This window comes from Streptomyces sp. NPDC051133 (assembly GCF_040682635.1).
Lineage (GTDB): Bacteria > Actinomycetota > Actinomycetes > Streptomycetales > Streptomycetaceae > Streptomyces.
In genome coordinates, this window is the sequence record NZ_JBFBBK010000009.1 from 64458 (window position 1) to 87365 (window position 22908).

The following is a 22908-nucleotide window of genomic DNA, read 5'->3' on the forward strand; positions in this document are numbered from 1 at the left end:
GGTGCCGACCGGGCGTGTCAAATGGTTCAACAGTGAGAAGGGCTTCGGCTTTCTCTCCCGCGACGACGGCGGTGACGTCTTCGTCCATTCCTCGGTTCTCCCCGCCGGAGTCGATGTACTCAAGCCGGGACAGCGCGTGGAGTTCGGCGTCGTCGCCGGTCAGCGCGGTGACCAGGCGCTTTCGGTGACCGTGCTCGACCCGGCGCCGTCGGTCGCCGCGGCCCAGCGCAAGAAGCCGGACGAGCTGGCGTCGATCGTCCAGGATTTGACGACCCTGCTCGAGAACATCACGCCGAATCTGGAGCGGGGCCGCTATCCGGACAAGGCCGCCGGCAAGAAGATCGCGGGCCTGCTGCGCGCGGTCGCCGATCAGCTGGACGTGTGATCCTCAGGGAAAACGCAGTGCATCCGGGCCGAGGGGCGGTACCAGCCCCTCGGCCGCCGCGCGTGTGAGCAGTCCCCGGATCGCCGCGTACCCGTCCTCGCCGAGGGCGGACGTGAACTCGTTGACGTACAGGCCGATGTGCTGGTCGGCGACGGCCGGATCCATCTCCTGGGCGTGCTGCATGACGTACGGCCGCGAGGCCTCGGGGTCGTCCCAGGCGGCGTGTACGGAGGCGTGGACGGCGTCGGAGAGCCGGGTCAGCTCGGCGGTCCCCAGCGCCCGCTTGGCGATGATCGCGCCCAGCGGGATCGGCAGCCCGGTGGTGTGCTCCCAGTGCTCGCCCATGTCGGCGAGCTTGTGCAGCCCGTAGTTCCGGTAGGTGAACCGGGCCTCGTGGATGACCAGTCCGGCGTCCACCTTGCCGTCCCGCACGGCCGGCATGATCTCGTGGAACGGCATGACCACGATCTCGCCGACCCCGCCGGGGAGGGTGTCGGCCGCCCAGAGGCGGAACAGCAGGTAGGCCGTGGACTTCTCGCTCGGGACCGCGACCGTACGGCCCGTCAGATCGGTCTCGGGCTCCCGCGTGAGCACCAGCGGCCCGCAGCCACGTCCCAGCGCGCCCCCGCACGGCAGCAGCGCGTACTCGTCGAGGACGTACGGCAGGACGGCGTACGACACCTTCAGCACGTCGAACTCGCCGCGCTCGGCCATGCCGTTGGTGATGTCGATGTCGGCGAAGGTCACGTCCAGCGCGGGGGCGCCGGGGACGCGGCCGTGGGCGAGTGCGTCGAAGACGAAGGTGTCGTTCGGGCAGGGCGAGTACGCGATCCGGTAGGACCGCTGCTCACCGGTGGACTCACTGGTCGTCTCACTGGTCGTCATGGGGGTTCCAACTCTCCAATGCGGGGGCGAGCTTCCCGAAGGCCTCGGTGAGGGCGGCGAGGGCGTCACCGATGCGCCAGGCGGCGCGGTCGCGGGGACCGACCGGGTTGGAGATCGCGCGGATCTCCAGGACGGGCAGCCCGTGCGCACCGGCCGCCTCCGCCACGCCGAACCCCTCCATGCCCTCGGCGAGCGCACGCGGGTGCCGGGCGCGCAGCTCGGCGGCGCGGGCGGCGGTGCCGGTGACGGTGGAGACGGTGAGGACGGTGCCGGCCCGGGCGCCGGTGGCCTGGGCCGCGACCCGGACGAGGGAGGGGGGCGGGGTGTGGGTGACGGTGCCGAAGCCCAGTTCGGTGACCGGGAGGAAGCCGTCGGCGGTCGCGGCGCCCAGGTCGGCCACGGTGACCGCGTCGGCCACGACGAGCGAGCCGACGGGCGCGTCGGGCGCGAAGCCGCCGCCGATCCCGGCCGAGACGACCAGGTCGTACGGAGCGTTCCCGAGGGCGGCGGCGGTGAGGGCGGTGGCGGTGGAGGCACCGGCGAGGGCCGGCCCGACCCCGGCGGCGAGCAGGTCGCAGCCCGCGGCCGTACGCCACAGGAGCGCGCCCGGCAGCCGTACCTGGGTGCCGCCGCCGGGGAACGCCTGTGCCACCGCGTCCCGTTCGACCGGGACCGCGGTGGCCACGAGGACGCGTACGGAAGGCGTGATCAGGCCTTCTTCAGCTTGAACGACCACAGGCCCTTGTTGGCCTTCTCGCCCATCCGGATCGAGAGCGTGTTGGTGTTGCCCTGGGTGCCGTACTGGGAGTTGAAGAACGCGCTGCTCGGGATGGTGCGGTACGTCTCGTTGCTGACGTCGGTGAACTGCTGGCCGTTCACCAGCAGGACCCAGCCGGCGTCCGCGACCTTCGGGTCGACACCGATGCGGACCGTCTGGTCCTGGCCCACCTTGATCGACTTGCTGTCGCCGACGTTCTTGACGCACTTCGTCAGCGCCTTGGCGTCCAGCGCATCGCCGTCGTTGTAGCAGAGGGCCTCGGAGCTGACCGAGTCCCGGCCGACGGTGACCGTCGCGACGGGCGTCGGCTTCTCGCAGGCCGACAGGACGAGCAGTCCGGCGGTAACGGCGCCGGCGGCGGCGACGGCACGGCGGCGTCGCACAGCGCGGTGGAGATCAGCGGCTTCGCCGCGGGGCAGCGTGGTCATGTCCGAAGGCTATCGGGCGCCCCGAGCCGTCCGCCCACGTGGGGTGCGGCGTGCCCGCTTCGTTACGCCACTCGCGCCGCCGGCGGGGAGACGGCACCGGCCCACGGCGTCCCGCCCGGGCCTCCGCCGGGGCGGCACTCCTGCCGGGGCGGCCGTGGGGGGTTCGGAGTCGGTGGGTGTTCCGTGGGGGTGGGCCGTGGGGGTTCGAAGCCGACGGGTCTTCCGTCGGGGTGGGCATTGCGGGGCTCCGAGTCGGCGGGTCTTTCGCTGGGGCAGGCTGTACGTGTCCTCGCCCCGGGGACCGGCGACCGGGGTCCGCTGGGGCAACCCGTTCGCGTTCGCGGCCTCGGCCGGGAAGCGGGTTCGTTCCGGCAGGCCGCGCGGGGCCTGGGACGGGCGAACGGCTCGGGTGTCTCAGGCCACGCGGGCCCGGGGGTGGCCGCCGTGTCGGGCCGATGCCAGCAGCCCCTTCAGTGTGGTCAGCCAGCCGACGGCCACGAACGCGGCGCCCACCAGCAGGCCGACCGTGCCGTTGAGCGGCATCACGATGCCCACCGCGCCCCCGAACACCCACGCCACCTGCAGCAGCGTCTCCGAGCGCGCGAACGCCGAGGTGCGCACCAGCTCCGGCACGTCCCGCTGGATCAGCGCGTCCAGCGCCAGTTTGGCCAGTGCCTGCGCGAACCCGGCGACGGCGGCGAGACAGGCCACCAGCAAGGCCCCGAAGAACAGGGCCGCCACGATCGCCGTCCCGAGCACCACCGCGACGACGGCCACGATGATGACCTCCGGAGCGCGCGACCTCAGCCACGCCCCGACGGCCGTCCCCAGCGCGTTCCCCGCACCCGCCGCCACCCCCACTATCCCCAGGGACACCGCCGCGCTCTCCCCGGTCAGCGGGTGTTCGCGCAGCAGGAAGGCGAGGAAGAAGATCAGGAAGCCGGACAGGCAGCGCAGGGCGGCGTTGGCGCCGAGCGCGTGGGTGACCGCGGGGCCGACGGTCCGCAGCCCCGGCCGCTTCACCTGCTGTTTCCTGCGCTGTGAACCGTGCAGATGCCGCTCGTCGGCCGCGAGCAGCGCCACGTCCTCGCCCTTGGCCGAGTCCACGATGGGCGGCAGCGAGAACGACAGGAGCGTTCCCGCGACGAAGATCACGAAGGCGCCGTAGAGCGGCCAGGGATCGCCGAGCCGGTGCAGCCCCGCCGCGATCGGCGCGGCCACGCCGGTGGCCAGCAGCCCGGCGAGGGTGACCCGGGAGTTGGCCTTCACGAGCGAGAACCGGGGCGGCAGCAGCCGCGGTACGACGGCACTGCGCACCACCCCGTACGCCTTCGACGCCACCAGCACCCCGAGCGCGGCGGGATACAGCTCCAGGCTCCCGGTCGCCACCGCCCCCGAGATGACCAGGGAGAGCAGCGCCCGCGCCAGCATGGCCGCGGCCATGGCGGCCCGCCGCCCGTGCGGCAGCCGGTCCAGGAGGGGGCCGATGACGGGGGCGAGGACGGTGAAGGGCGCCATGGTGATGGCGAGGTAGAGGGCGACGCGCCCGCGCGCCTCGTCGGTCGGCACCGAGAAGAACACCGTCGAGGCGAGCGCCACGGTGACCATGACGTCGCCGGCGCCGTTCACCGCGTGCAGCTCGATCAGCTTGCCGAGGCCGGACTCGCCGGCGCCGTGCGCGTGCGTGACCCGGCGGATGCCGCGGGCGGCTCCGGTGACGGGAAAGTGCAGGGCACGGCCGACGGCACGGACGGCACCGCCCGCGCCACCCCGACCGCTCACCTTCCCCGAGGCTGCCACGCCGTTCATAGTGCCCCGAGAAGGCGGTGGATAGTGCGGTTCCGGCGCGTATGCCGCCGAACAAAGCCATACGGCCCCCGCGGCCGCGGCAGCCCACCCCGCCACCCCCGGTCGGCCGAGTCTCCTCCGAAGTCGCCGTCTTCCGGTCGCATGCCCCGCGTGGGGCGCCCGGCCACCGGTTGCCGGGGCCGATGGGCGGGTGGGAAAAGCCGCCGCGTGGCGGTGACGAATCTCGTTCGGTGTAGCGTGCCTATCTCAGCCATAACGCAGAATGGATGGCAGAGGTGCGCCCGAGCGCGATCGGACGCGGACGTCGATGCGGCCCCCAGGTCCGCTCCGTCCGCTTCACCGCCGGAGGCAGCCGCACTCGACGAGACGGCGTAGGAGAGAAGCGATACCCGTGAGCGCAGCGACAACGCGAAGCCGCACCCCCGACCGCCTGTGCGCCGAGGCCGTCGACCTCGCCCGCGCCGCCGCCGAGGAGGCCGCCGCCCCCGGCGTGGTCGGCGAGCATGTCGGCCTCGTCTCGGAGGGCGACCGCGTTGTCACGCACTTCTTCGAGTGCAAGGAACTGGGCTACCGCGGCTGGCGCTGGGCCGCCACCGTGGCCCGTGCATCCCGAGCCAAGATCGTCACGCTCGACGAGGTGGTCCTCCTCCCCGGCCCCGACGCCCTCCTCGCCCCCGAGTGGGTCCCGTGGAGCGAGCGGCTGCGCCCCGGCGACATGGGCCCCGGCGACCTGCTCCCCACCGACCAGGACGACCTGCGCCTGGAACCCGGCTACACGGGCGAGGACCAGCCGGTGCCGAGCTCGGCGGTGTCCGAGGAGATGGCGGAACTGGCCGAGGCCGAGGACGCCGACGTCACTCCCGGCGCCCCCGCCGTCCAGCCCACGACGCCCTCCCGGGGCTCGATCGCGGCCGTCGCCGAGGAGCTGGGCATGCGCCGCGCCCGGGTGCTCTCCCGCTACGGCCTGCATGTCGCGGCCGACCGCTGGGAGGAGGCCTTCGGCCCCAAGACCGCGATGGCCCAGGCGGCCCCGGCCACCTGTGTGAGCTGCGGCTTCCTGAACCCCATCGGCGGCTCGCTGGGCCAGGCGTTCGGTGTCTGCGCCAACGAGTTCTCCCCGGCCGACGGCCGCGTGGTCGCCCTCTCCTACGGCTGCGGCGGTCACTCGGAGGCGGCGGTCATGCCGAAGCCGCCCCAGCCGGCCCCGCCGGTCGTCGACGAGACCCGGGTGGACCCCTTCCCGCTCCGCCCCGCCCGCGACTCGGGCTCGGTCCCGGAGGCGGGCGACGAGGAGACGGCGGAACTCGGCCACTCCTGACCCGAGGGGCGCCCCGCGCCCCTCACCCCCGCCCTTCGCCCCCGCCCCCCACCAACGCCCGGCCGTCACGTGGCGGTTGATGGAGAGGGGGAAATGGCAGATCTGTTCCACCTCGGTGGTCGGAGACCCGGGATCACGACCGGCCGGCCACGCAGGGGTGTGGAACGGATCTGCCATTTGCTCATCTGCCCACCCGGCCGCGAGTGGGGCGGCCTGCCGCGCCGCGAGTGGGGCGGCCCGTCGTGAGCGGGCCTCCTGGGGCGAAGGGGGGTCGTCGTCGCTGTACCTTCGTGCTCACGGAGATGAGGAGAGTGAACGTGAGCAAGTACGTGCGGCCGGCGGCCGAGGGCGCCGATCCCTTCGGGACGGCCCGTCTGCGTCGCGGTGTCCTCGACGCCTGGGCCACCAGCCCCGCCCGGTTCCGTGAGGACGCCAACGCCGAGGAGGACCTGGTCCTCGGCGGCTACCGGGACCGGCTCGTCGTCGAGCTCGCCCAGAACGCCGCCGACGCCGCCGCGCGCGCGAAGGTGCCCGGCCGGTTGCGGCTCACCCTTCGTGACGGAGTTCTCGTCGCCGCGAACACCGGCGCCCCGCTGGACGCGACCGGGGTGGAGTCGCTGTCCACGCTGCGGGCCTCGGCCAAGCGGGACGCCGAGGCCACCCACGGGGCCGTGGGCCGGTTCGGGGTCGGGTTCGCCGCCGTACTCGCCGTGACCGACGAGCCCGCGATCGTCGGGCGGCACGGGGGCGTCCGCTGGTCCCTCGCCGAGGCGCGGGAGCTGGCCGCCGACGTCGCCCGGCACAGCCCGGGGCTCGGGGACGAGGTCCGGCGGCGGGACGGGCATGTGCCGCTGCTGCGGCTGCCGTTCGCCGCCGAGGGCACCGCTCCGGAGCCGTACGACACCGCCGTGATCCTGCCGCTCAGGGACACCGCCGCCGCCGACCTCGCCGAGCGGCTGCTGGACGCCGTCGACGACGCCCTGCTCCTCGCCCTTCCCGGGCTCGAGGAGGTCGTGATCGAGGTCGACGGCGGTGCGGCCCGCACCCTGCTCCGGCGCACCGAGGGCTCCGTCACCGTCGTGGAGGACTCGCGCACCGGCACCACCCGGTGGCGCACCGTCTCCGCGCACGGCCCCCTCACCCCCGACCTCCTCGCCGACCGGCCCGTGGAGGAGCGGCTGCGCCCGCACTGGTCGGTGACCTGGGCCGTCCCCGAGGACGCGGAAGGGCGCCCGGTGCGGCCCCGTACCAGCCCCGTCGTGCACGCGCCCACCCCGAGCGACGAACCCCTCGGTGTCCCGGCCCTCCTCATCGCCTCCTTCCCGCTCGACACCACCCGCCGGCACACGGCCCCCGGGCCGCTCACCGGCTTCCTGGTGCAGCGCGCGGCCGACGCGTACACCGAACTCCTCGCCGACTGGCGGCCGGTGACGGAGGGGATCATCGACCTCGTGCCCGGGCCGCTCGGCAAGGGCGAGCTGGACGGGGCGCTGCGGCAGGCGATCCTGGAGCGGTTGCCGCGCACCGCCTTCCTGCCCCCGGCCGTCGAGCCCGAGGGGGACGACGACCTTCCGGAGGTGCTGCGGCCCCGGGACGCGGAGGTCGTCGAAGGCGCCGGGGCGGGCACCGTGCGGGTCCTCGCCGAGGTGCTGCCCACCCTGCTGCCCGCCGGTCTGGAACGGCGCGTCGAGCTGCGCACCCTCGGGGTCGCGCGGCTGCCGCTCGCCGACGCCGTCGACCGGCTCGCCGGGCTGGAGAAGGAGCCGGGCTGGTGGTGGCGGCTGTACGACAGCCTCGCCGGGGTCGATCCCGACCGGCTGTCCGGGCTGCCCGTTCCCCTGGCGGACAGAAGGACCACGATCGGGCCGCGGCAGGTGCTGCTGCCCACCCCGGACGGGGCGCGGCTCGACGCCGACGTGCTCGGGCGGCTCGGGCTGAAGGTCGCCCACGAGGACGCCGTGCATCCGCTGCTGGAGAAGCTGGGCGCGCTGCCCGCCACCCCGCGCGCGGTGCTGACCACCCCGCAGGTGCGGGCCGCCGTCGCCGCCTCGCTGGACGAGGACGGCGGGATCGGCTGGGAGGAGGACGCGCCGGACGCCGAGGAGTTGGCCGACACCGTCCTCGGGCTGGTGCGCGACGCGGGGCTGGAGCCGGGGGACGAGCCGTGGCTGGGTGCGCTGGCGCTGCTCGACGAGGACGGGGAGCCGGCCCCCGCCGGTGAGCTGGTCTTCCCCGGCAGCCCCTTCGCCCGGGTCATCCGCGAGGGTGAACTGGCCGCCGTGGACGCCGACCTGGCGGAGAAGTGGGGTGAGCAGCCGCTGACCGCGTGCGGGGTGCTCGCGGACTTCGCGCTCGTCCGGGCCACCGACGTCGTCCTCGACCCGGACGAGCTGGAGCCCCGCGAGGGCGACTTCGCCGAGCCCGACGACGCCGGGCTGCTGGACGCCGTGGACGTGTGGTGCGAGGACATCCTCGACCGGTTCCCGGACAGCCCCGTCCCGCCGGTCGCGACGGAGCTGGTCGCCGTGCGGGACCTGGATCTGGTGGACGACGACCACTGGCCCGAGGCGCTCTCCATGCTGGCCCGGCCACCGCTGCGGGACGCCCTCACCCAGCCGGTCCGCGTCCTGCTGCACGACGGCACGCACGAGGTGGTCCGGCCGTACACCGCGTGGTGGCTGCGCGGGCACCCGGTGCTGGACGGCCGTCGCCCGGCCGGTCTGCTCGCGGCCGGCGGGGATCCGCTGCTGCGCGGGCTGTACGACGAGGCCGACGCGACCGGGTTCGAGGACGAACAGGTGCTGCGGGCGCTCGGGGTGCGGACGTCGGTCGCGGCGCTGCTGGACGAGCCCGGGGGTGCGGCCGAGCTGCTGGACCGGCTGGCGGACCCCGGGCGGTCGGTGACGCCCGGCCAGCTGCACGGGCTGTACGGGGCGTCGGCCGAGCTGGATCCGGAGCAGGTGACACTGCCGGAGGAGCTGCGGGCCGTGGTCGACGGGCGGGTGGAGGTGGTGGACGCCGCCGAGGCGGTCGTGGTCGACTCGCCCGACCTGCTGCCGTTCACCTCCGGGGTGCCGCTGCTGCCCGTGCGCCCGTCCCGGGCCGCGGAGTTGGCCGAGCTGTTCCAGGTGCGGCGGCTGAGCGAGTCCGTCACCGGTGAGGTGCACTCCGAGGGCACCGAGCACGACGTACCGGAGCCGGTGCGGGTGCTGCTGGGGCCGCGGACGCCCGAGACGTACGTCGAGCACGAGGAACTGGTCGTGGACGGCGTGGAGATCGACTGGCGGCTGACCGACGACGGGGTGCTGCACGCGGCCACCCTGGAGGGCGTCGCCGCGGGGCTGGCGTGGGCGGCGGGGCAGTGGCCGCGGCGGTTCGAGGTGGCCGCGCTGCTGGAGGACCCGTCCCGCACGGAGGAGCTGGCCCGGGACCGCTGGTTCGACTAGCTCCGCGCTTCCCTTGCAAAACTTTCAACTTCCGTACAACCGTTCCCCTGCGTGCCGAGTCTGATCCCTCGGAGTCAGCCGACTCCTCGATCACTACGCACGCAGGGGAACACATGCGTATCCGAGCCTCCGCCACCGGCGAGACGGCCGCCTCCACCTGCGTCGGCACCGTGAAGATCGGCTGGACGCCCCCCTACTTCCAGCGCGCCACGGACGACCTCGTCGACGTGAAGTAAGCGCACCGCCGGTTCATCCCCACTACCACTGAGGGAACGTACATGCGCATTCGTGCCACTGTGGCCGCCGTCTCCGGCGCCCTGGCCCTCTCCGCTCTCGCCCTGCCGGCCGCACACGCCGACGGCCAGGCGCGGGTCGCCGCGGAGAGCCCGGCGAGCAAGGCCGCTCACAGCCTCCAGCACAAGTCGGCCTACACGGCCACCGTTTCGGGTACGCCGTACGTCCTCGACGCGAGCTTCTCGGGCGTCAAGGTCAACAACGGCAAGGACATCGCCGTCGGCACCACCAACATCGTCAAGGTGCCGGTGTCCTTCACGCTGACGCACGCCGGGGACGTGAACATCCACGCCTCGGACTTCTTCGCGGCGGTCGAGCTGTACCGCGGCGCCTCGTTCGAGGACTCGAACTGGTCCTTCGACAGCGACAACGCCAAGTGCACGGACTCGTCCGCGACCGTCGCCTCCTGCAAGGCCACCGTCGCGATCGACCCGATCGAGCTGCTGAACGAGGACGCCGGCTCCTGGAAGGCCGCCGCCTTCGCCGTCGCCTTCAACGGCGAGGACCCGGAGAACCCGAACCTGGACAACGTCGGTGTGGCCGTGAAGGACCCGACCAACTCCTTCAAGCTGCAGCGCTACTCGAAGCTGACGGTCAACGCCTCCCCGGAGCCCGTGAAGAAGGGCAGGACCATCACGGTCACCGGCAAGCTGTCCCGCGCCAACTGGGACGACAGCACGTACCGCGGCTACACCGGCCAGGCCGTGAAGCTGCAGTTCCGCAAGAAGAGCTCCAGCACCTACACCACGCTGAAGACCATCAAGACGGACTCCACGGGCAACCTGAAGACGACGACCACGGCGACGGTCGACGGCTACTTCCGCTACTCCTTCGCGGGCACCACGACCACCCCGGCGGTCAACGCCACGGGTGACTTCGTCGACGTGCAGTAAGCCGCACCTCGCGGTACCGCTCGGTACCGCTCCGGCCCCGGACGCGCCCGCCGCCTCCGGGGCCGGAACGTTTCTTCTCACTTGTGCCACGGCCTGGCAATCCGCTCCCCAAATCTGGCCGGGAACCGCTCTTGCCGTACAACCGGCGCCGTGCCTCGCGGATCTGATCGCGTGAGTCAACCGACTCCACGATCACTTCTCCCTCCAGGGGAACGCATGCGCATCCGTGCCACCGTGGCCGCCGTCTCCGGCGCCCTGGCCCTCTCCGCCCTCGCAGTCCCGGCCGCTCAGGCCGTAGGCGACTCGGGCACCCCGTACACGCTGAACGTCAGCTTCTCGAAGGTCTCCGTCGCCACGGCGATCAAGGTCGGTACCACCAGCGAGGTCAGCGCCTCGTACTCGTACACGCTGACCCACGGCTCCGACGTGAACATCGCCGCGAAGGACTTCTACACGGACGCCTTCCTCTACCACGGCTCCTACAGCGACTCGGCGCCCGAGCTGTACGGCGACAACCCGGCGACCTGCACCGCCACCTCGTCCACGACGGCCACCTGCAAGGGCACCGTCGACATCTACCCGGCCGACGGCGACCTGCAGAACGCCTGGGCCGGCGGCTGGAACGTGGGCGCCGAGGCCGTCGCCTTCAACGGGCAGGACCAGAACAACCCCGACCTGAGCAAGGTCGGCTACAAGGACCAGAGCGGCCTCGGTACCACCCTGGTGCAGCGCTACTCCAAGCTGACGGCCGACGCGGGCCCCGAGCCGGTCGCCAAGGGCAAGACCCTCACCATCACCGGCAAGCTCTCCCGGGCCAACTGGGAGGACCACGGGTACCACGGCTACACCGGCCAGCCGGTCAAGCTCCAGTTCCGCAAGGCCGGCACGAGCACCTACACCACGATCAAGACGGTGACCACGGACTCGTCCGGCAACCTGAAGACCACCACCACCGCGGGCTCCGACGGCTACTGGCGCTTCAGCTTCGCGGGCACCTCGACCACCCCGGCGGTCAGCGCCACGGGCGACTACGTCGACGTGCGGTAACACCTAGTCGGAGAAGCGGCGGCCGACCCACGTCCACAGGAACTCCAGGGCGGCCGCCGCCACCACCGCGATCCCGACCGCCGTCCACGGCATCGTGACACCCACCAGCTTCAGCGCGAAGAACTCCTGCAGGGCCGGGACGGCGAGGACCAGCAGGAAGGCCACGCCCATCGCGGCCACCAGGGCCAGGCGCCACCAGGTGTAGGGCCGGGCGATGATCGCCAGGATCCACAGGGAGACCAGGAAGAGGGTCAGGGTGGCCGCGCTGGTCTCCGCGTCCAGCTGTCCCGGCCCCGTGTAGTAGTGCCGGGCGACCAGGTACGTCACGAAGGTCGCGGCCCCGGCCACCACTCCGCCGGGGATCGCGTACCGCATCACCCGGCGCACGAAGTGCGGTCTGGCCCGCTCCGTGTTGGGCGCGAGGGCCAGGAAGAAGGCCGGCACGCCGATGGTGAGGGTGGAGAGCAGGGTCAGGTGCCGGGGCAGGAAGGGGTACTCCACCCGCCAGCACACCACCAGCACCGCCAGCAGCACCGAGTAGACCGTCTTCACCAGGAACAGGGTCGCCACGCGCGTGATGTTGCCGATCACCCGGCGGCCCTCGCCGACCACCGCGGGCAGGCCGGCGAAGCTGTTGTCGAGCAGCACGATCTGGGCCACCGCGCGGGTCGCCTCCGAGCCCGAGCCCATGGCCACACCGATGTCGGCGTCCTTCAGCGCCAGCACGTCGTTCACGCCGTCGCCGGTCATCGCGACCGTGTGCCCGTGCGACTGCAGCGCGCCGACCATGTCCCGCTTCTGCCGCGGGGTGACCCGCCCGAACACGGTCCCGGCGTCCAGCGCCCCGGCCATCCCGGCCCGGTCGCCGGGCAGGTGCCGCGCGTCCGCGGCCGTACCCTCCAGGCCCAGCTTGGCGGCGACCGCGCCGACCGATACCGCGTTGTCGCCGGAGATGACCTTGGCGCGGACGTCCTGCTCGGCGAAGTAGCGCAGGGTGTCCGCCGCGTCCGGCCGCAGCCGCTGTTCCAGGACCACGAGGGCGGTGGGCGTGGCGCTCCGGGCCGGTTCGGCGGCGTCCAGGTCGCGGGTCGCGCGGGCCAGCAGCAGGACGCGCAGCCCCTGCTCGTTCAGCCGCTCGGTCTCGGCCAGGGCCGGGTCACCGGGGGCGAGCAGGACGTCGGGGGCGCCCAGCAGCCAGGTGCTGGTCTCGCCGTCGCCCTCGCTGAACGCGGCCCCGCTGTACTTGCGGGCCGAGGAGAAGGGCAGCGACTCGACGCAGCGCCAGTCCTCGCTGTCGGGATAGGCGTCGATGATCGCCTGGAGGGAGGCGTTCGGGCGGGGGTCGGACTCGCCGAGGCAGCCGAGCACCTTGCGTACGTAGGTCTCGTCGGCGCCGCCCAGCGGCCGCAGCTCGGTGACGTCCATGCCGCCCTCGGTGAGCGTGCCGGTCTTGTCCAGGCAGACGGTGTCCACGCGGGCCAGCCCCTCGATCGCGGGCAGCTCCTGCACCAGGCACTGTCTGCGGCCCAGCCGGATGACGCCGATGGCGAAGGCGACGGAGGTGAGGAGCACCAGGCCCTCCGGGACCATGGGGATGATCCCGCCGACCGTGCGGGCGACGGCGTCCTTGAAGCCGTTGTTCTTCGCCACGAGCTGGGTGACGACGAGACCGATCGCGGCCGGGACCATCATCCAGGTGACGTACTTCAGGATCGTGGAGATGCCGGTGCGCAGCTCGGAGTGGACCAGGGTGAAGCGGGACGCCTCCTCGGCGAGCTGGGCCGCGTAGGCCTCGCGGCCGACCTTGGTCGCCTTGAAGGCGCCGCCGCCCGCGACGACGAAGCTGCCGGAGAGCACCGGGTCGCCGCGGCGTTTGACGACGGGGTCGGCCTCGCCGGTGAGCAGCGACTCGTCGATCTCGAGACCCTCGGCCTCGGCGCACACCCCGTCGACGACGACTCTGTCGCCGGGCCCGATCTCGAGGACGTCGTCCAGGACGATCTCGTGGGTGGCGACCTCGGTGGCTCTGCCGTCCCGGCGCACGGTCGGCCGGACCTCCCCGATCACCGCGAGCGAGTCCAACGTCTGTTTGGCCCGCCACTCCTGGACGATGCCGATGCCGGTGTTGGCGAGGATCACGAAGCCGAACAGGTTGTCCTGGATCGGCGCGACGCACAGCATGATCAGCCAGAGCACGCCGATGATCGCGTTGAACCGGGTGAGGACGTTCGCCCGGACGATCTCCCCCAGCGACCGGCTGCTGCGCACCGGCACGTCGTTGACCTGGCCCCGCGCGACGCGTTCCGCGACCTCGGCCGGGGTCAGTCCGGCCGACGGCGACCTGGGCAGAGCCACAGGATGCACAGGGTCGAGTTCGGCGCCCGCGTCTATGTGGGTCATGTCATCGACGGTACGTGCCGATTTGTCCACCCGCCCACCCGTGTCCCGCGGAACCCCCTGGGGCCCGGCCGGGCCGGCGGAGCTACTCGACCGCCGCCCGCAGCGCGGCGTCCCGCTTGATGGCCGCGTCCCGCTTGCGGACGTACCAGACGCCGATCAGCCCCAGCCCGCCTCCGGCCAGGCAGGTCCACAGCCACCACAGGTGGTGGTGGTCCCGGAACCAGCCGTAGAAGGGCAGCTGGACCAGGAAGAGCACGAACCACACGATCGTGCCGCCGGTGATGGTGGCGACCACGGGCCCCTCCAGGGGTTCCGGCGCCTCGTGCTTCGGGGTCCATTTGGCCATGCGGCACAGCTTACGAGGCGATCGCCCGGACGTTCGTTCTACGCGCGGAGATAGCGATCTAGCACTCATACGTTCATACTGAAACCGTTTGTCTTTGACCACTTCTGCTCGTATGAAACTCCAACGGGACTCGGGGGAACCCCGTCGGTGATGAGGTCTTCCATGTCCACCTCGGCACCCGCCAAGGTCCCCACCCCCGAAAAGCCGGGCGGTGCGCCCGCCCAGGGCGCCTTCGACCGCTACTTCAAGATCTCCGAGCGCGGCAGCTCCGTCGCCCGGGAGATCCGCGGCGGTCTCGCCACCTTCTTCGCGATGGCGTACATCATCGTGCTGAACCCGATCATCCTCAGCAGCGCGAAGGACATGTACGGGCACCACCTGGACAACGGCCAGCTGGTGACCGCGACCGCGCTGACGGCCGCCTTCACCACCCTGCTGATGGGTGTCATCGGCAACGTCCCGATCGCGCTCGCCGCCGGGCTCGGTGTGAACTCCGTCGTCGCGCTCCAGCTGGCGCCCCGGATGTCCTGGCCGGACGCCATGGGCATGGTCGTACTGGCCGGTTTCGTGGTGATGCTGCTGGTCGCCACGGGGCTGCGCGAGCGCGTGATGAACGCGGTGCCGTTCGGACTGCGCAAGGCCATCTCGATCGGTATCGGCCTGTTCATCATGCTGATCGGCCTGGTCGACTCCGGCTTCGTCACCCGGATGCCGGACGCCGCCCAGACCACCGTCCCGCTCCAGCTCGGCGTGGGCGGCCACCTGCACGGCTGGCCGGTGCTGATCTTCATCCTGGGCACCCTGCTGACCTTCGCGCTGATCGTCCGCAAGACGCCGGGCGCGATCCTGATCTCGATCGTCGGCATGACGGTCCTCGCCGTGATCATCAACTCGGTCGCGCACGTCTCCGCCTGGGGCCTGACCGTCCCGAAGTGGCCCGGCAACCCGGTCTCCACCCCCGACTTCGGCCTGGTCGGCCAGGTCAGCCTGTTCGGCGGTTTCTCCAAGGTCGGCCTGCTGACCGGCATCCTGTTCGTCTTCACGGTCCTGCTGTCGTGCTTCTTCGACGCGATGGGCACGATCATGGGCGTCAGCGACGAGGCCAAGCTGACCGACGCCGAGGGCTACATGCCGGGCATCAACAAGGTCCTGTTCGTCGACGGCCTGGCGGTCGCGGCGGGCGGCGCCAGCTCCTCCTCGGCCACCACCGCCTTCGTGGAGTCCACGGCCGGTGTCGGCGAGGGCGCCCGCACGGGCCTCGCGAACGTCGTCACCGGCGGCCTCTTCGCGGTGGCGCTGTTCCTCACCCCGGTCGCCACGATGGTCCCGTCCCAGGCGGCCACCCCGGCCCTGGTCGCGGTGGGCTTCCTGATCCTGTCGAACTCCATCAAGGAGATCGACTGGGCGGACTACACGATCGCCATGCCGGCCTTCGTGACGATGCTGATGATGCCGTTCACCTACTCGATCACCAACGGCATCGGCATGGGCTTCATCACCTTCACGGTGCTGCGCCTGGCCGCCGGCCGGGCCCGGGAGATCCCGGCGGCGATGTACGTCGTCTCGGCGGTGTTCGCCTTCTACTACCTGATGCCGGCCCTGGGCCTGACCTGAGCCCTTGCCCGCCACGGCGTCATGTGACGCCGTAGAACCTCTCCGTCTCCTCGACGGCGGTCTGGAACCGCTCGTCGAAGTCGTCCCGAATGAGCGTGCGGACCACATAGTCCTGCACGCTCATTCCTCTTTTCGCCGCGTGGTGCCGGAGCCTTTCGAGCAGCTCCCCGTCCATCCGCAGGCTGAGCACACTGGTCCCCATGCGTACGAGGGTCGCCACATGCGGCCGTCCAGCGCGTCACTTTCCCGCCCCGGCTCACCCATATGGGTGATCTATGGGTGCAGTGGCGGGCATCACGGGGAAACGGGCGTGTCGCGGTGGTCCTTAGCGAGAGTAATGAGTTACTCTAAAGAACATGCCGGACCTCACCCATGGCGACGACGCTGCCGCCGTGAACGCACTCCGCTCCTCCGTGATGCGGTTGTCCCGTCGGCTCAAGCACCAGCGGGTCGACGAGTCGCTGAGCCCCACCGAGATGTCGGTGCTCGGCACCCTCTTCCGCTGCGGCTCCGCCACCCCGGGCGAGCTGGCCCGCAAGGAGCACGTCCAGCCGCCGTCGATGACCCGCATCGTCGCGCTGCTCGAAGCCAAGGGGCTGGTCCGGCTGGAGCCGCACCCCGAGGACCGGCGCCAGAAGGTCGTCACCCAGACCGAACAGGCCGAGGCCATGCTCGAAGAGAGCCGCCGCAGGCGCAACGCCTTCCTGGCGGGCCTGGTCGAGGGCCTGGACGAGGACGAGTGGGCCAAGCTGCGCGCCGCCGCTCCCGTGCTGGAGAAGCTCGCACACCTGTAAGCAAGCCGCCAGAGAAGTGAGCTGAAGGGCGCACCGGCTGAAAGCGCCCGGAGGCGAACGACCAGAAAAAGAGGAGGCGAATCTTTTTGAGTACGGGATCCGGAGCACCTTCCGCCCCCGCACCGACCGTCACTACTATCCCCACCTCCCGCAAGTCCTCGATGTTCAGCTCGCTGAGGATCAGGAACTACCGCCTCTTCTTCGTCGGCCAGGTCGTCTCCAACACCGGCACCTGGATGCAGCGCATCGCCCAGGACTGGCTCGTGCTCAGCCTCACCGGCTCCTCCGCGGCCGTGGGCATCACCACGGCCCTGCAGTTCCTGCCGATGCTGCTCTTCGGCCTCTACGGCGGTGTCCTGGTCGACCGTCTGCCCAAGCGCCCCGCCCTGCTGGTCACCCAGTCCTCGATGGCCCTCACCGGCCTCGCCCTGGCCTTCCTGACCCTCACCGGCCACGTCCAGGTCTGGCACGTGTACGTCGCCGCCTTCGCCGTCGGTCTCGCCACGGTCGTGGACAACCCGGCCCGGCAGTCCTTCGTCTCCGAGATGGTCGGCCCCGACCAGCTGCAGAACGCGGTCAGCCTGAACTCGGCGAACTTCCAGTCCGCCCGCCTGGTCGGCCCCGCCGTCGCCGGCCTCATGATCACGGGCGTGGGCACGGGCTGGGCGTTCCTCGCCAACGGCCTGTCCTTCGCCGCGCCCATCATGGGCCTGCTGCTGATGCGCGCCCGCGAGCTGCACGTGGTCCAGCGCGCGCCGCGCGGCAAGGGCCAGCTGCGGGAGGGCCTGCGCTACGTGGCCAAGCGGCCCGAGCTGATCTGGCCGATCGTCCTCGTCGGGTTCATCGGCACCTTCGGCTTCAACTTCCCGGTGTGGCTGTCGGCCTACGCGAACGGCGTCTTCCACGCCGGCGCCGGCGCCTACAGCCTCTTCAACACCCTGATGGCCGTCGGCTCCCTGTGCGGCGCCCTGCTCGCCGCCCGGCGCGGCACGGCCCGGCTGCGCCTGCTGATCGCCGCCGCGGTGGCCTTCGGCACGCTGGAGATCGTGGCCGCGCTGGTCCCGGAGTACTGGCTGTTCGCGCTGCTCATGGTCCCGATCGGGGTGTGCGGCCTGACGGTGAACGTCACCGCGAACACCGCGGTGCAGATGGCCACCGACCCGGCCATGCGCGGCCGGGTGATGGCCCTGTTCATGATGGTGTTCATGGGCGGCACCCCGCTGGGCGCCCCGATCGTCGGGTGGATCACGGACACCTACGGCGCCCGGGTCGGCTTTGCCCTGGGCGGCGTGATCTCCGCCGGAGCGGCGGGTGCGATCGGCCTGGTCCTGGCCCGCATCGGCGGCCTGCGCCTGTCGGTGGGCTGGCACCACGGGCATCCGCGGGTCCGCTTCGTGCCGAGGGAGCAGCTGGCGACGGCGGCGTAGGCACGCTCCAGGGGGGCTCGCGCCCACGCGGCGCTACAGCACCCGCCGGGCCAGTACCTGGCCCGGCCACTTCTCCTCGCCGACCGTGAAGGGCTCGGTGCGGATGAAGCCGTTGCTCTCGTAGTAGGCGATCAGCCTGCCGTCGTCGCCCGCGTAGCAGTCCACCCGGAGCAGGGAGATCCCGGCCCGCCGGGTCTCCTGGGCCGCGTGGGCGAGCAGCGCGGCACCGGCGCCGAGGCCCCTGAAGCGGCGGTCGGTGGCGAAGAGGTGGATGTACCGCTCGGGCTCGTCGGCGGGCTCCAGGTAGGGGCCGGGGCCCTTGCCGAGCGTGAGCGTGGCCGCCGGGACGCCTTCTGTCTCGGCGATGTACGGGGTGCCGGCGGCGGCGTAGTCGTGGACCAGCCCGACGGCCCGCTCGTCGGCCGACCACGGCTCGGTGCCCCACTGTCCGGTGCGGCCCTGTGAGACCAGCCACTCCACGGCGCTGTCGAGCATGCCGAGGATCAGGGGGGGGCGTCGGCGGGGCCGCCTTCTCGGATAGTGATCGTCATGGGCTCATCCTGCCCGCCGCCGCTCCGGCGGGGCGACGGCATTTCCGTTCTGGGAAGGTGAGGGCATGAGACTCTTCGCCGCGGTGCTTCCTCCGGAGCAGGTCGTCCATGAACTGGCCGCCGAGGTGGCCAGGTTGAAGACGCTGCCCGGTGCGGAGAAGCTGCGCTGGACCGACCGGCCCGGCTGGCACTTCACCCTCGCCTTCTACGGCGAGGTCGCCGACGATCTCGTGGCGGACCTGTCGGACCGCCTGGCCCGCGCCGCCCACCGCACGGCGCCCTTCCCCCTGGCCCTCACCGGCGGTGGCCAGTTCGGGCACGGCAAGGCCCTGTGGGCGGGCGCCTCGGGCGACCTGGAGACGCTCGGGCTGCTGGCCGACCGGGCGGAGGCGGCGGCGCGGAAGGCGGGCGTTCCGATGGGGGAGCACCGGCGGTACAAGGCCCATCTGACGGTGGCGCGGAGCCGGGACTCGGTGGACGTACGGCCGTACGTCGAGCTGCTCCGTGAGTTCAGCGGCCGCACCTGGACGGTGGGCGAGCTGGTCCTGGTGCGCAGCAATCTGCCGCGGTCCGGGGTGCCGGGGGAGCAGCCGCGGTACGAGGCGGTTGGCCGCTGGCGGTTTGGCGGGGTTGGTTAGGCTCGTTCACGTGGACCCGAAAACCCGAAACCGGATCATGGCCGGTGTGCTTGTGCTGATGTTCGTCGTGGTGGCCCTGGGGGCGGCCGTCAGGTAGCGGTTGCCTCGGCCGCTCCAGGGGCGTGGGAGCGCGTGTTTCCCGGCGCCTGCGAGCCGTCTCCCGGCCGGTCGCGCCCCGCGGCGGGGCCGCATGCCGCATGCGGCCCCCCGCCCCTGTGGGGCGCCCGTCACCAGGCGAATGCCTCCGGAGACGGCCCCGGGCCCGGGAAGACCTCGTCCAGGCCGGTCAGCAGTTCCTCGCTCAGTTCCAGCTCGGCCGCCCTGAGGGCCGACGCCAGCTGGTCGGCGGTGCGCGGGCCGACGATCGGGCCGGTCACGCCGGGCCGGGTCAGCAGCCAGGCCAGCGCCGCCTCGCCGGGCTCCACGCCGTGCTTGTCGAGCAGGTCCTCGTACGACTGGATCTGCGCGCGCCTGGCCGGGTCGGCGAGGGTGTCGGCGGCCCGCCCGGAGGCCCGGCGCCCGCCCTGCACCTCCTTCTTGATCACGCCGCCCAGCAGACCGCCGTGCAGCGGCGACCACGGGATGACCCCGAGGCCGTAGTCCTGCGCGGCCGGGATCACCTCCATCTCGGCGCGGCGCTCGAACAGGTTGTACAGGCACTGCTCGCTGACCAGGCCGATGGTGCCGCCGCGGCGGGCGGCGGCCTCGTTGGCCTGGGCGATCTTGTAGCCGGGGAAGTTGGAGGAGCCGACGTAGAGGATCTTGCCCTGCTGGACGAGGGTGTCGATCGCCTGCCAGATCTCCTCGAAGGGGGTGCTGCGGTCGATGTGGTGGAACTGGTAGAGGTCGATGTGATCGGTCCGCAGCCGCTTCAGGCTGGCGTCGACGGCCCGCCGGATGTTGAGGGCGGAGAGCCTGTCGTGATTGGGCCAGGGGGCCTCGCCGTCGAGGGCCATGTTGCCGTACACCTTGGTGGCGATGACGACCTTGTCGCGCCGGCCGCCGCCCTGGGCGAACCAGTTGCCGATGATGCTCTCGGTCCGGCCCTTGTTCTCGCCCCACCCGTAGACGTTGGCGGTGTCGAAGAAGTTGATGCCCGCGTCCAGCGCCGCGTCCATGATCGCGTGGCTGTCGGCTTCGTCGGTCTGCGGCCCGAAGTTCATCGTCCCGAGGACGAGTCGGCTGACCTTGAGTCCCGTGCGTCCAAGCTGCGTGTACTCCATGGTTCCCTAGCCAACGGCTTGAAGTGCGCTCTAGGCAAGCGATGTTGGCCCGGGCGCGGCGGCAGGTGCCGTCGGTGCCCTCGCGTAGGGTGCCCGGAACTGATCACTCCAGGGAGACCCCGTGCCCGCTCGTGCCCGGCTGCATGCCACCGTTCCCGCGCTTCTGCCCTCGTCGCGGGGCGACTTCCCCGAGTTGCTGGGGCGGCCGGGAGGATGGTCGCTCGCCCAGCGCGGTGACGACGCGCTCGTGGTGCGGGCCCTGGACGACGCCTTCGTGGCGGCGGGCGAGAGCGTGCGGGTGCCCGCGCCCTGGCCGCGGCGGCGCGGGACGTGGGCGGTGGCGCCGGACGCGAGTCTGGCCGTCTTCGCGGGGGTGCACGCGGTGCGCGCGGTGGAGCCGTCGGGTGCGCTCCGGTGGGAGGTCCGGCACGGCTGCTGGTACGGCGCCTGCCGGGAGATGCACGCGTCCTACGCCGTGTACGGCGACAGCGAGGACCACCGGTATCCGGACGGCGGCTCGGCCGGGTTCTCGGTGGACGGGGCGTTCGTGTGGGCGCATGTGCGCGGGCCGTTGTCCGTGGGGGAGTTGGGCCCGGACACGGTCGACGAGTGGCTGCTCCTCGACGCCGCGGACGGAAGCGTGCTGGCGCGGGCCGACGCGGAGGCAGCGGCCGCCGGCAGTTTCCATCTGCCGCATCCGACGGATCCGCGGCAGATGGGGCTGAGCATCGGGGAGGGGCAGGACGGGGCGCCGTTGCGCTGGGGCCGGTGGGACGGGCGGGCCCTGGCGGTCGAGTACGTCGAGGGCGACCTGGCCCTGCTGGGCGTGAGCCCGTCGGGGGAGCGGCTGATGACCGTGACCCACTACCAGGACGTGCTGGCCGTCCGCGACACCGGCGGCCGCGTGCTGGAGGAACTGGAGTGGGACGCGGAGACCGCCGTACCCCGGCATCCGGAGGCCGAGCCCGAGAACGACGAGGCGCTGCCCCACTGGGACTGGGCCGGCGGCTTCCTGGACGAGACGACCCTGATCGGCTCGACCGTCGAGAGCGACGAGGAGTGGGGAGCGGGCCGGCACTGGATCATCGACGTCGCGGGCGCCCGTACGCCCGTCGAGGTCGCCTACCCGGTCCCGGTCGGCACCCGGCCGCCCACCGCACTGGCTGGCGGCAGGTGGGTGACCGCGTCGGAGTCGGGTGACGCGCTGTATGTGTGGGGGCTGGACTAGTCGCGGGGGAAGGCGTCGGTCTTGAGGACGAGGTCGACGACCGTGCCGGTCAGGTCGATGTCGGTGCCGAAGTCCACCGGGGTCCTGTTCTCGTAGTCGCCGTCCTTGGGGTCGGTGTGGACGTAGCAGCGGCCCTGGTACGGGTCGGCGACGATGTAGAGGGGGACCTCGGCCTCCGCGTAGGCGAGCTTCTTGGGCCCGTAGTCGTTCTGGGCCGTGCCCTGGGAGATGACCTCGGCGACGAAGTCGACGTCCTGGTACCGCCAGTGGCCCTTGTCGTCCTTCTTCGCCGAGTCCTTGAGCAGGGCGACGTCCGGACAGAAGCCGTTCTGGTAGCCCGGGAAGTCGATACGGACGTCAGAGAACACTTTGACGTCCATCCCGAACCGGTCCTCCAAGGCGCGCGTGATCCGGCGGATGATTACCCAGTGAGTGTCCCGCTGTGGCGTCATGAAAACACTGCCCCCGACGATCTCGACCCTGAATCCTTCGGGGACGGGCATGCGCTCGAGCCGGTCGAACCACTCGTCCAGATCCACGGTGTTGGCGTCGGCGTCGGCCATCTCGATCCTGTCTTCGAGGACGGTCATCGTGGCGCTCCTCCCCGGCTGCCCCGTCTTTCAGTGCAGCCGCGTGGTTCAACGATACGCACGGTGACCCGGAGACGCCGGAATCCGGTCAGTCCGGTCAATCCGTTCCAGCCGTGTACGCCTGTCCGATCCCCCACGCCTCCCACATCGCCGCCGCGAACGCCCCCGCGATCCGGTGCTCCCCGCTCGCGCTCGGATGCGTGCCGTCGTAGGTGTCGCCGTCCAGCTCGTACCCCTTGGGCGGCGAGGCCAGCAGCAGCGGTGAGCGCGGCTCGTCCAGGTCGGCCACCGTCTTGGCCAGCAGGACGTTGAAGAGGTCCACCTGGGAGGCGAACGGCGCGTCCGACACCGTACGGACGTTCGGTATGACCGGCAGCAGCACCATGCGGATGCGCGGCCGGGCCTCGCGGGCGGCCGCTATGAAGGCCCGTACGTTCTCGGCCGTCTGCTCGGCGTTCGTGTAGAAGCCCAGGTCGATCAGGCCCAGGGACACCAGCAGCACGTCCGCCCGGTACTCACGCACCGCCCCGCCGATCAGCGGGGCCATGTGCAGCCAGCCCTCGCCCCAGCCGGCCAGGTGGGCGCGCGGGAAGCGGGGGTCGGCGTAGGCCAGGGACGTCGGGGTCCCGGCCTCCTTGTCGTACAGCTCCTCCCGCGGGCCGACGAACGTGAACGGGCCGCCGTACGACGCGCACAGGTGCTGCCACAGCCGGTAGCGCCAGGTGTGCTCGCCCGCACTCCCGATCGTCATCGAGTCACCTACGGGCATGAATCTGAGCATCCGCTCATGATGGACGATCACGCTCGGCCTTGG

21 protein-coding genes and 1 pseudogene are annotated in these 22908 nt (G+C 71.9%); 11 read left to right on the plus strand and 11 right to left on the minus strand.

Annotated elements, in window-relative coordinates; all coding sequences use genetic code 11:
- The first annotated feature begins 1 nt into the window (after position 1).
- Positions 2-385: a cold-shock protein gene (locus tag AB0N17_RS12280; protein ID WP_366011149.1), complete on the plus strand. Its 384-nt coding sequence runs from the start codon at positions 2-4 to the stop codon at positions 383-385.
- Positions 386-388: 3 nt separating this feature from the next.
- On the opposite strand, the gene AB0N17_RS12285 is transcribed toward AB0N17_RS12280, so the two are convergent.
- From AB0N17_RS12285 to AB0N17_RS12300, 4 genes are all read right to left on the minus strand, one after another.
- Positions 389-1270 (minus strand): 1,4-dihydroxy-6-naphthoate synthase, encoded by an 882-nt coding sequence (locus AB0N17_RS12285; RefSeq protein ID WP_366011150.1) that lies wholly within the window; start codon positions 1268-1270, stop codon positions 389-391.
- On the minus strand, positions 1257-1955 hold the full coding sequence (locus AB0N17_RS12290; RefSeq protein ID WP_366011151.1) for a futalosine hydrolase: 699 nt from the start codon (positions 1953-1955) through the stop codon (positions 1257-1259). Before AB0N17_RS12290 ends, AB0N17_RS12285 begins: the two co-directional genes overlap by 14 nt.
- 23 nt (positions 1956-1978) lie before the next feature.
- On the minus strand, positions 1979-2476 hold the full coding sequence (locus AB0N17_RS12295) for a DUF2771 domain-containing protein (protein WP_366011152.1): 498 nt from the start codon (positions 2474-2476) through the stop codon (positions 1979-1981).
- 414 nt (positions 2477-2890) lie between these two features.
- Positions 2891-4285 (minus strand): MFS transporter, encoded by a 1395-nt coding sequence (locus AB0N17_RS12300; RefSeq protein WP_366011153.1) that lies wholly within the window; start codon positions 4283-4285, stop codon positions 2891-2893.
- Between the two features lie 391 nt (positions 4286-4676).
- Here AB0N17_RS12300 and AB0N17_RS12305 point away from each other — a divergent pair, with 391 nt between their 5' ends.
- The 5 genes from AB0N17_RS12305 to AB0N17_RS12325 all read left to right on the plus strand — a co-directional run bounded on the left by AB0N17_RS12305 (position 4677) and on the right by AB0N17_RS12325 (position 11283).
- Complete coding sequence (locus AB0N17_RS12305) at positions 4677-5603, plus strand: DUF3027 domain-containing protein (RefSeq protein WP_366011154.1); 927 nt, start codon at positions 4677-4679, stop codon at positions 5601-5603.
- Positions 5604-5920: 317 nt separating this feature from the next.
- Complete coding sequence (locus tag AB0N17_RS12310; protein WP_366011155.1) at positions 5921-9049, plus strand: molecular chaperone Hsp90; 3129 nt, start codon at positions 5921-5923, stop codon at positions 9047-9049.
- Positions 9050-9162: 113 nt separating this feature from the next.
- Positions 9163-9285: a hypothetical protein gene (locus AB0N17_RS12315; protein ID WP_366011156.1), complete on the plus strand. Its 123-nt coding sequence runs from the start codon at positions 9163-9165 to the stop codon at positions 9283-9285.
- Between the two features lie 42 nt (positions 9286-9327).
- The gene (locus AB0N17_RS12320; RefSeq protein ID WP_366011157.1) at positions 9328-10236 is read left to right on the plus strand and encodes a hypothetical protein; all 909 of its coding nucleotides are present in this window, start codon (positions 9328-9330) and stop codon (positions 10234-10236) included.
- Between the two features lie 216 nt (positions 10237-10452).
- Positions 10453-11283, plus strand: a complete 831-nt coding sequence (locus AB0N17_RS12325) for a hypothetical protein (protein WP_366011158.1) — start codon at positions 10453-10455, stop codon at positions 11281-11283.
- Positions 11284-11286: 3 nt separating this feature from the next.
- Here the strand turns inward: AB0N17_RS12325 and AB0N17_RS12330 are convergent, their stop codons facing one another.
- Positions 11287-13683: an HAD-IC family P-type ATPase gene (locus AB0N17_RS12330; RefSeq protein ID WP_366011159.1), complete on the minus strand. Its 2397-nt coding sequence runs from the start codon at positions 13681-13683 to the stop codon at positions 11287-11289.
- An 82-nt stretch (positions 13684-13765) separates the two neighbouring features.
- Positions 13766-14029 (minus strand): DUF2530 domain-containing protein, encoded by a 264-nt coding sequence (locus AB0N17_RS12335; protein WP_366011160.1) that lies wholly within the window; start codon positions 14027-14029, stop codon positions 13766-13768.
- A 162-nt stretch (positions 14030-14191) separates the two neighbouring features.
- Here AB0N17_RS12335 and AB0N17_RS12340 point away from each other — a divergent pair, with 162 nt between their 5' ends.
- A complete protein-coding gene (locus AB0N17_RS12340) occupies positions 14192-15643 on the plus strand; it encodes an NCS2 family permease (protein WP_366011161.1) in 1452 nt (483 codons plus the stop codon).
- Positions 15644-15662: 19 nt separating this feature from the next.
- On the opposite strand, the gene AB0N17_RS12345 is transcribed toward AB0N17_RS12340, so the two are convergent.
- Positions 15663-15845: a ribbon-helix-helix protein, CopG family gene (locus AB0N17_RS12345; protein ID WP_356942591.1), complete on the minus strand. Its 183-nt coding sequence runs from the start codon at positions 15843-15845 to the stop codon at positions 15663-15665.
- 154 nt (positions 15846-15999) lie between these two features.
- On the opposite strand from AB0N17_RS12345, the gene AB0N17_RS12350 reads away from it, so the two are divergent.
- Together AB0N17_RS12350 and AB0N17_RS12355 are read left to right on the plus strand one after the other, a co-directional pair.
- The gene (locus AB0N17_RS12350; RefSeq protein WP_366011162.1) at positions 16000-16437 is read left to right on the plus strand and encodes a MarR family transcriptional regulator; all 438 of its coding nucleotides are present in this window, start codon (positions 16000-16002) and stop codon (positions 16435-16437) included.
- Between the two features lie 161 nt (positions 16438-16598).
- Positions 16599-17864 carry an MFS transporter gene (locus AB0N17_RS12355; protein WP_366011163.1) on the plus strand — a complete coding sequence of 422 codons (1266 nt, stop codon included), beginning with the start codon at positions 16599-16601 and terminating at the stop codon, positions 17862-17864.
- Positions 17865-17897: 33 nt separating this feature from the next.
- Here the strand turns inward: AB0N17_RS12355 and AB0N17_RS12360 are convergent.
- Positions 17898-18415 (minus strand): annotated as a pseudogene (locus tag AB0N17_RS12360) (GNAT family N-acetyltransferase).
- A gap of 65 nt (positions 18416-18480) precedes the next feature.
- Between AB0N17_RS12360 and thpR the strand changes: the two are divergent.
- Positions 18481-19053, plus strand: a complete 573-nt coding sequence (gene thpR, locus AB0N17_RS12365; RefSeq protein WP_366011164.1) for an RNA 2',3'-cyclic phosphodiesterase — start codon at positions 18481-18483, stop codon at positions 19051-19053.
- 227 nt (positions 19054-19280) lie between these two features.
- On the opposite strand, the gene AB0N17_RS12370 is transcribed toward thpR, so the two are convergent.
- On the minus strand, positions 19281-20276 hold the full coding sequence (locus AB0N17_RS12370) for an aldo/keto reductase (protein WP_366011165.1): 996 nt from the start codon (positions 20274-20276) through the stop codon (positions 19281-19283).
- A gap of 121 nt (positions 20277-20397) precedes the next feature.
- Here AB0N17_RS12370 and AB0N17_RS12375 point away from each other — a divergent pair, with 121 nt between their 5' ends.
- Positions 20398-21504 (plus strand): hypothetical protein, encoded by a 1107-nt coding sequence (locus tag AB0N17_RS12375; protein ID WP_366011166.1) that lies wholly within the window; start codon positions 20398-20400, stop codon positions 21502-21504.
- Here the strand turns inward: AB0N17_RS12375 and AB0N17_RS12380 are convergent.
- Positions 21501-22094 carry a Uma2 family endonuclease gene (locus AB0N17_RS12380; RefSeq protein WP_366011168.1) on the minus strand — a complete coding sequence of 198 codons (594 nt, stop codon included), beginning with the start codon at positions 22092-22094 and terminating at the stop codon, positions 21501-21503. The genes AB0N17_RS12375 and AB0N17_RS12380 overlap by 4 nt on opposite strands.
- Before the next feature lie 97 nt (positions 22095-22191).
- A complete protein-coding gene (locus tag AB0N17_RS12385; RefSeq protein WP_366011170.1) occupies positions 22192-22875 on the minus strand; it encodes a GDSL-type esterase/lipase family protein in 684 nt (227 codons plus the stop codon).
- Between the last annotated feature and the right edge of the window lie 33 nt (positions 22876-22908).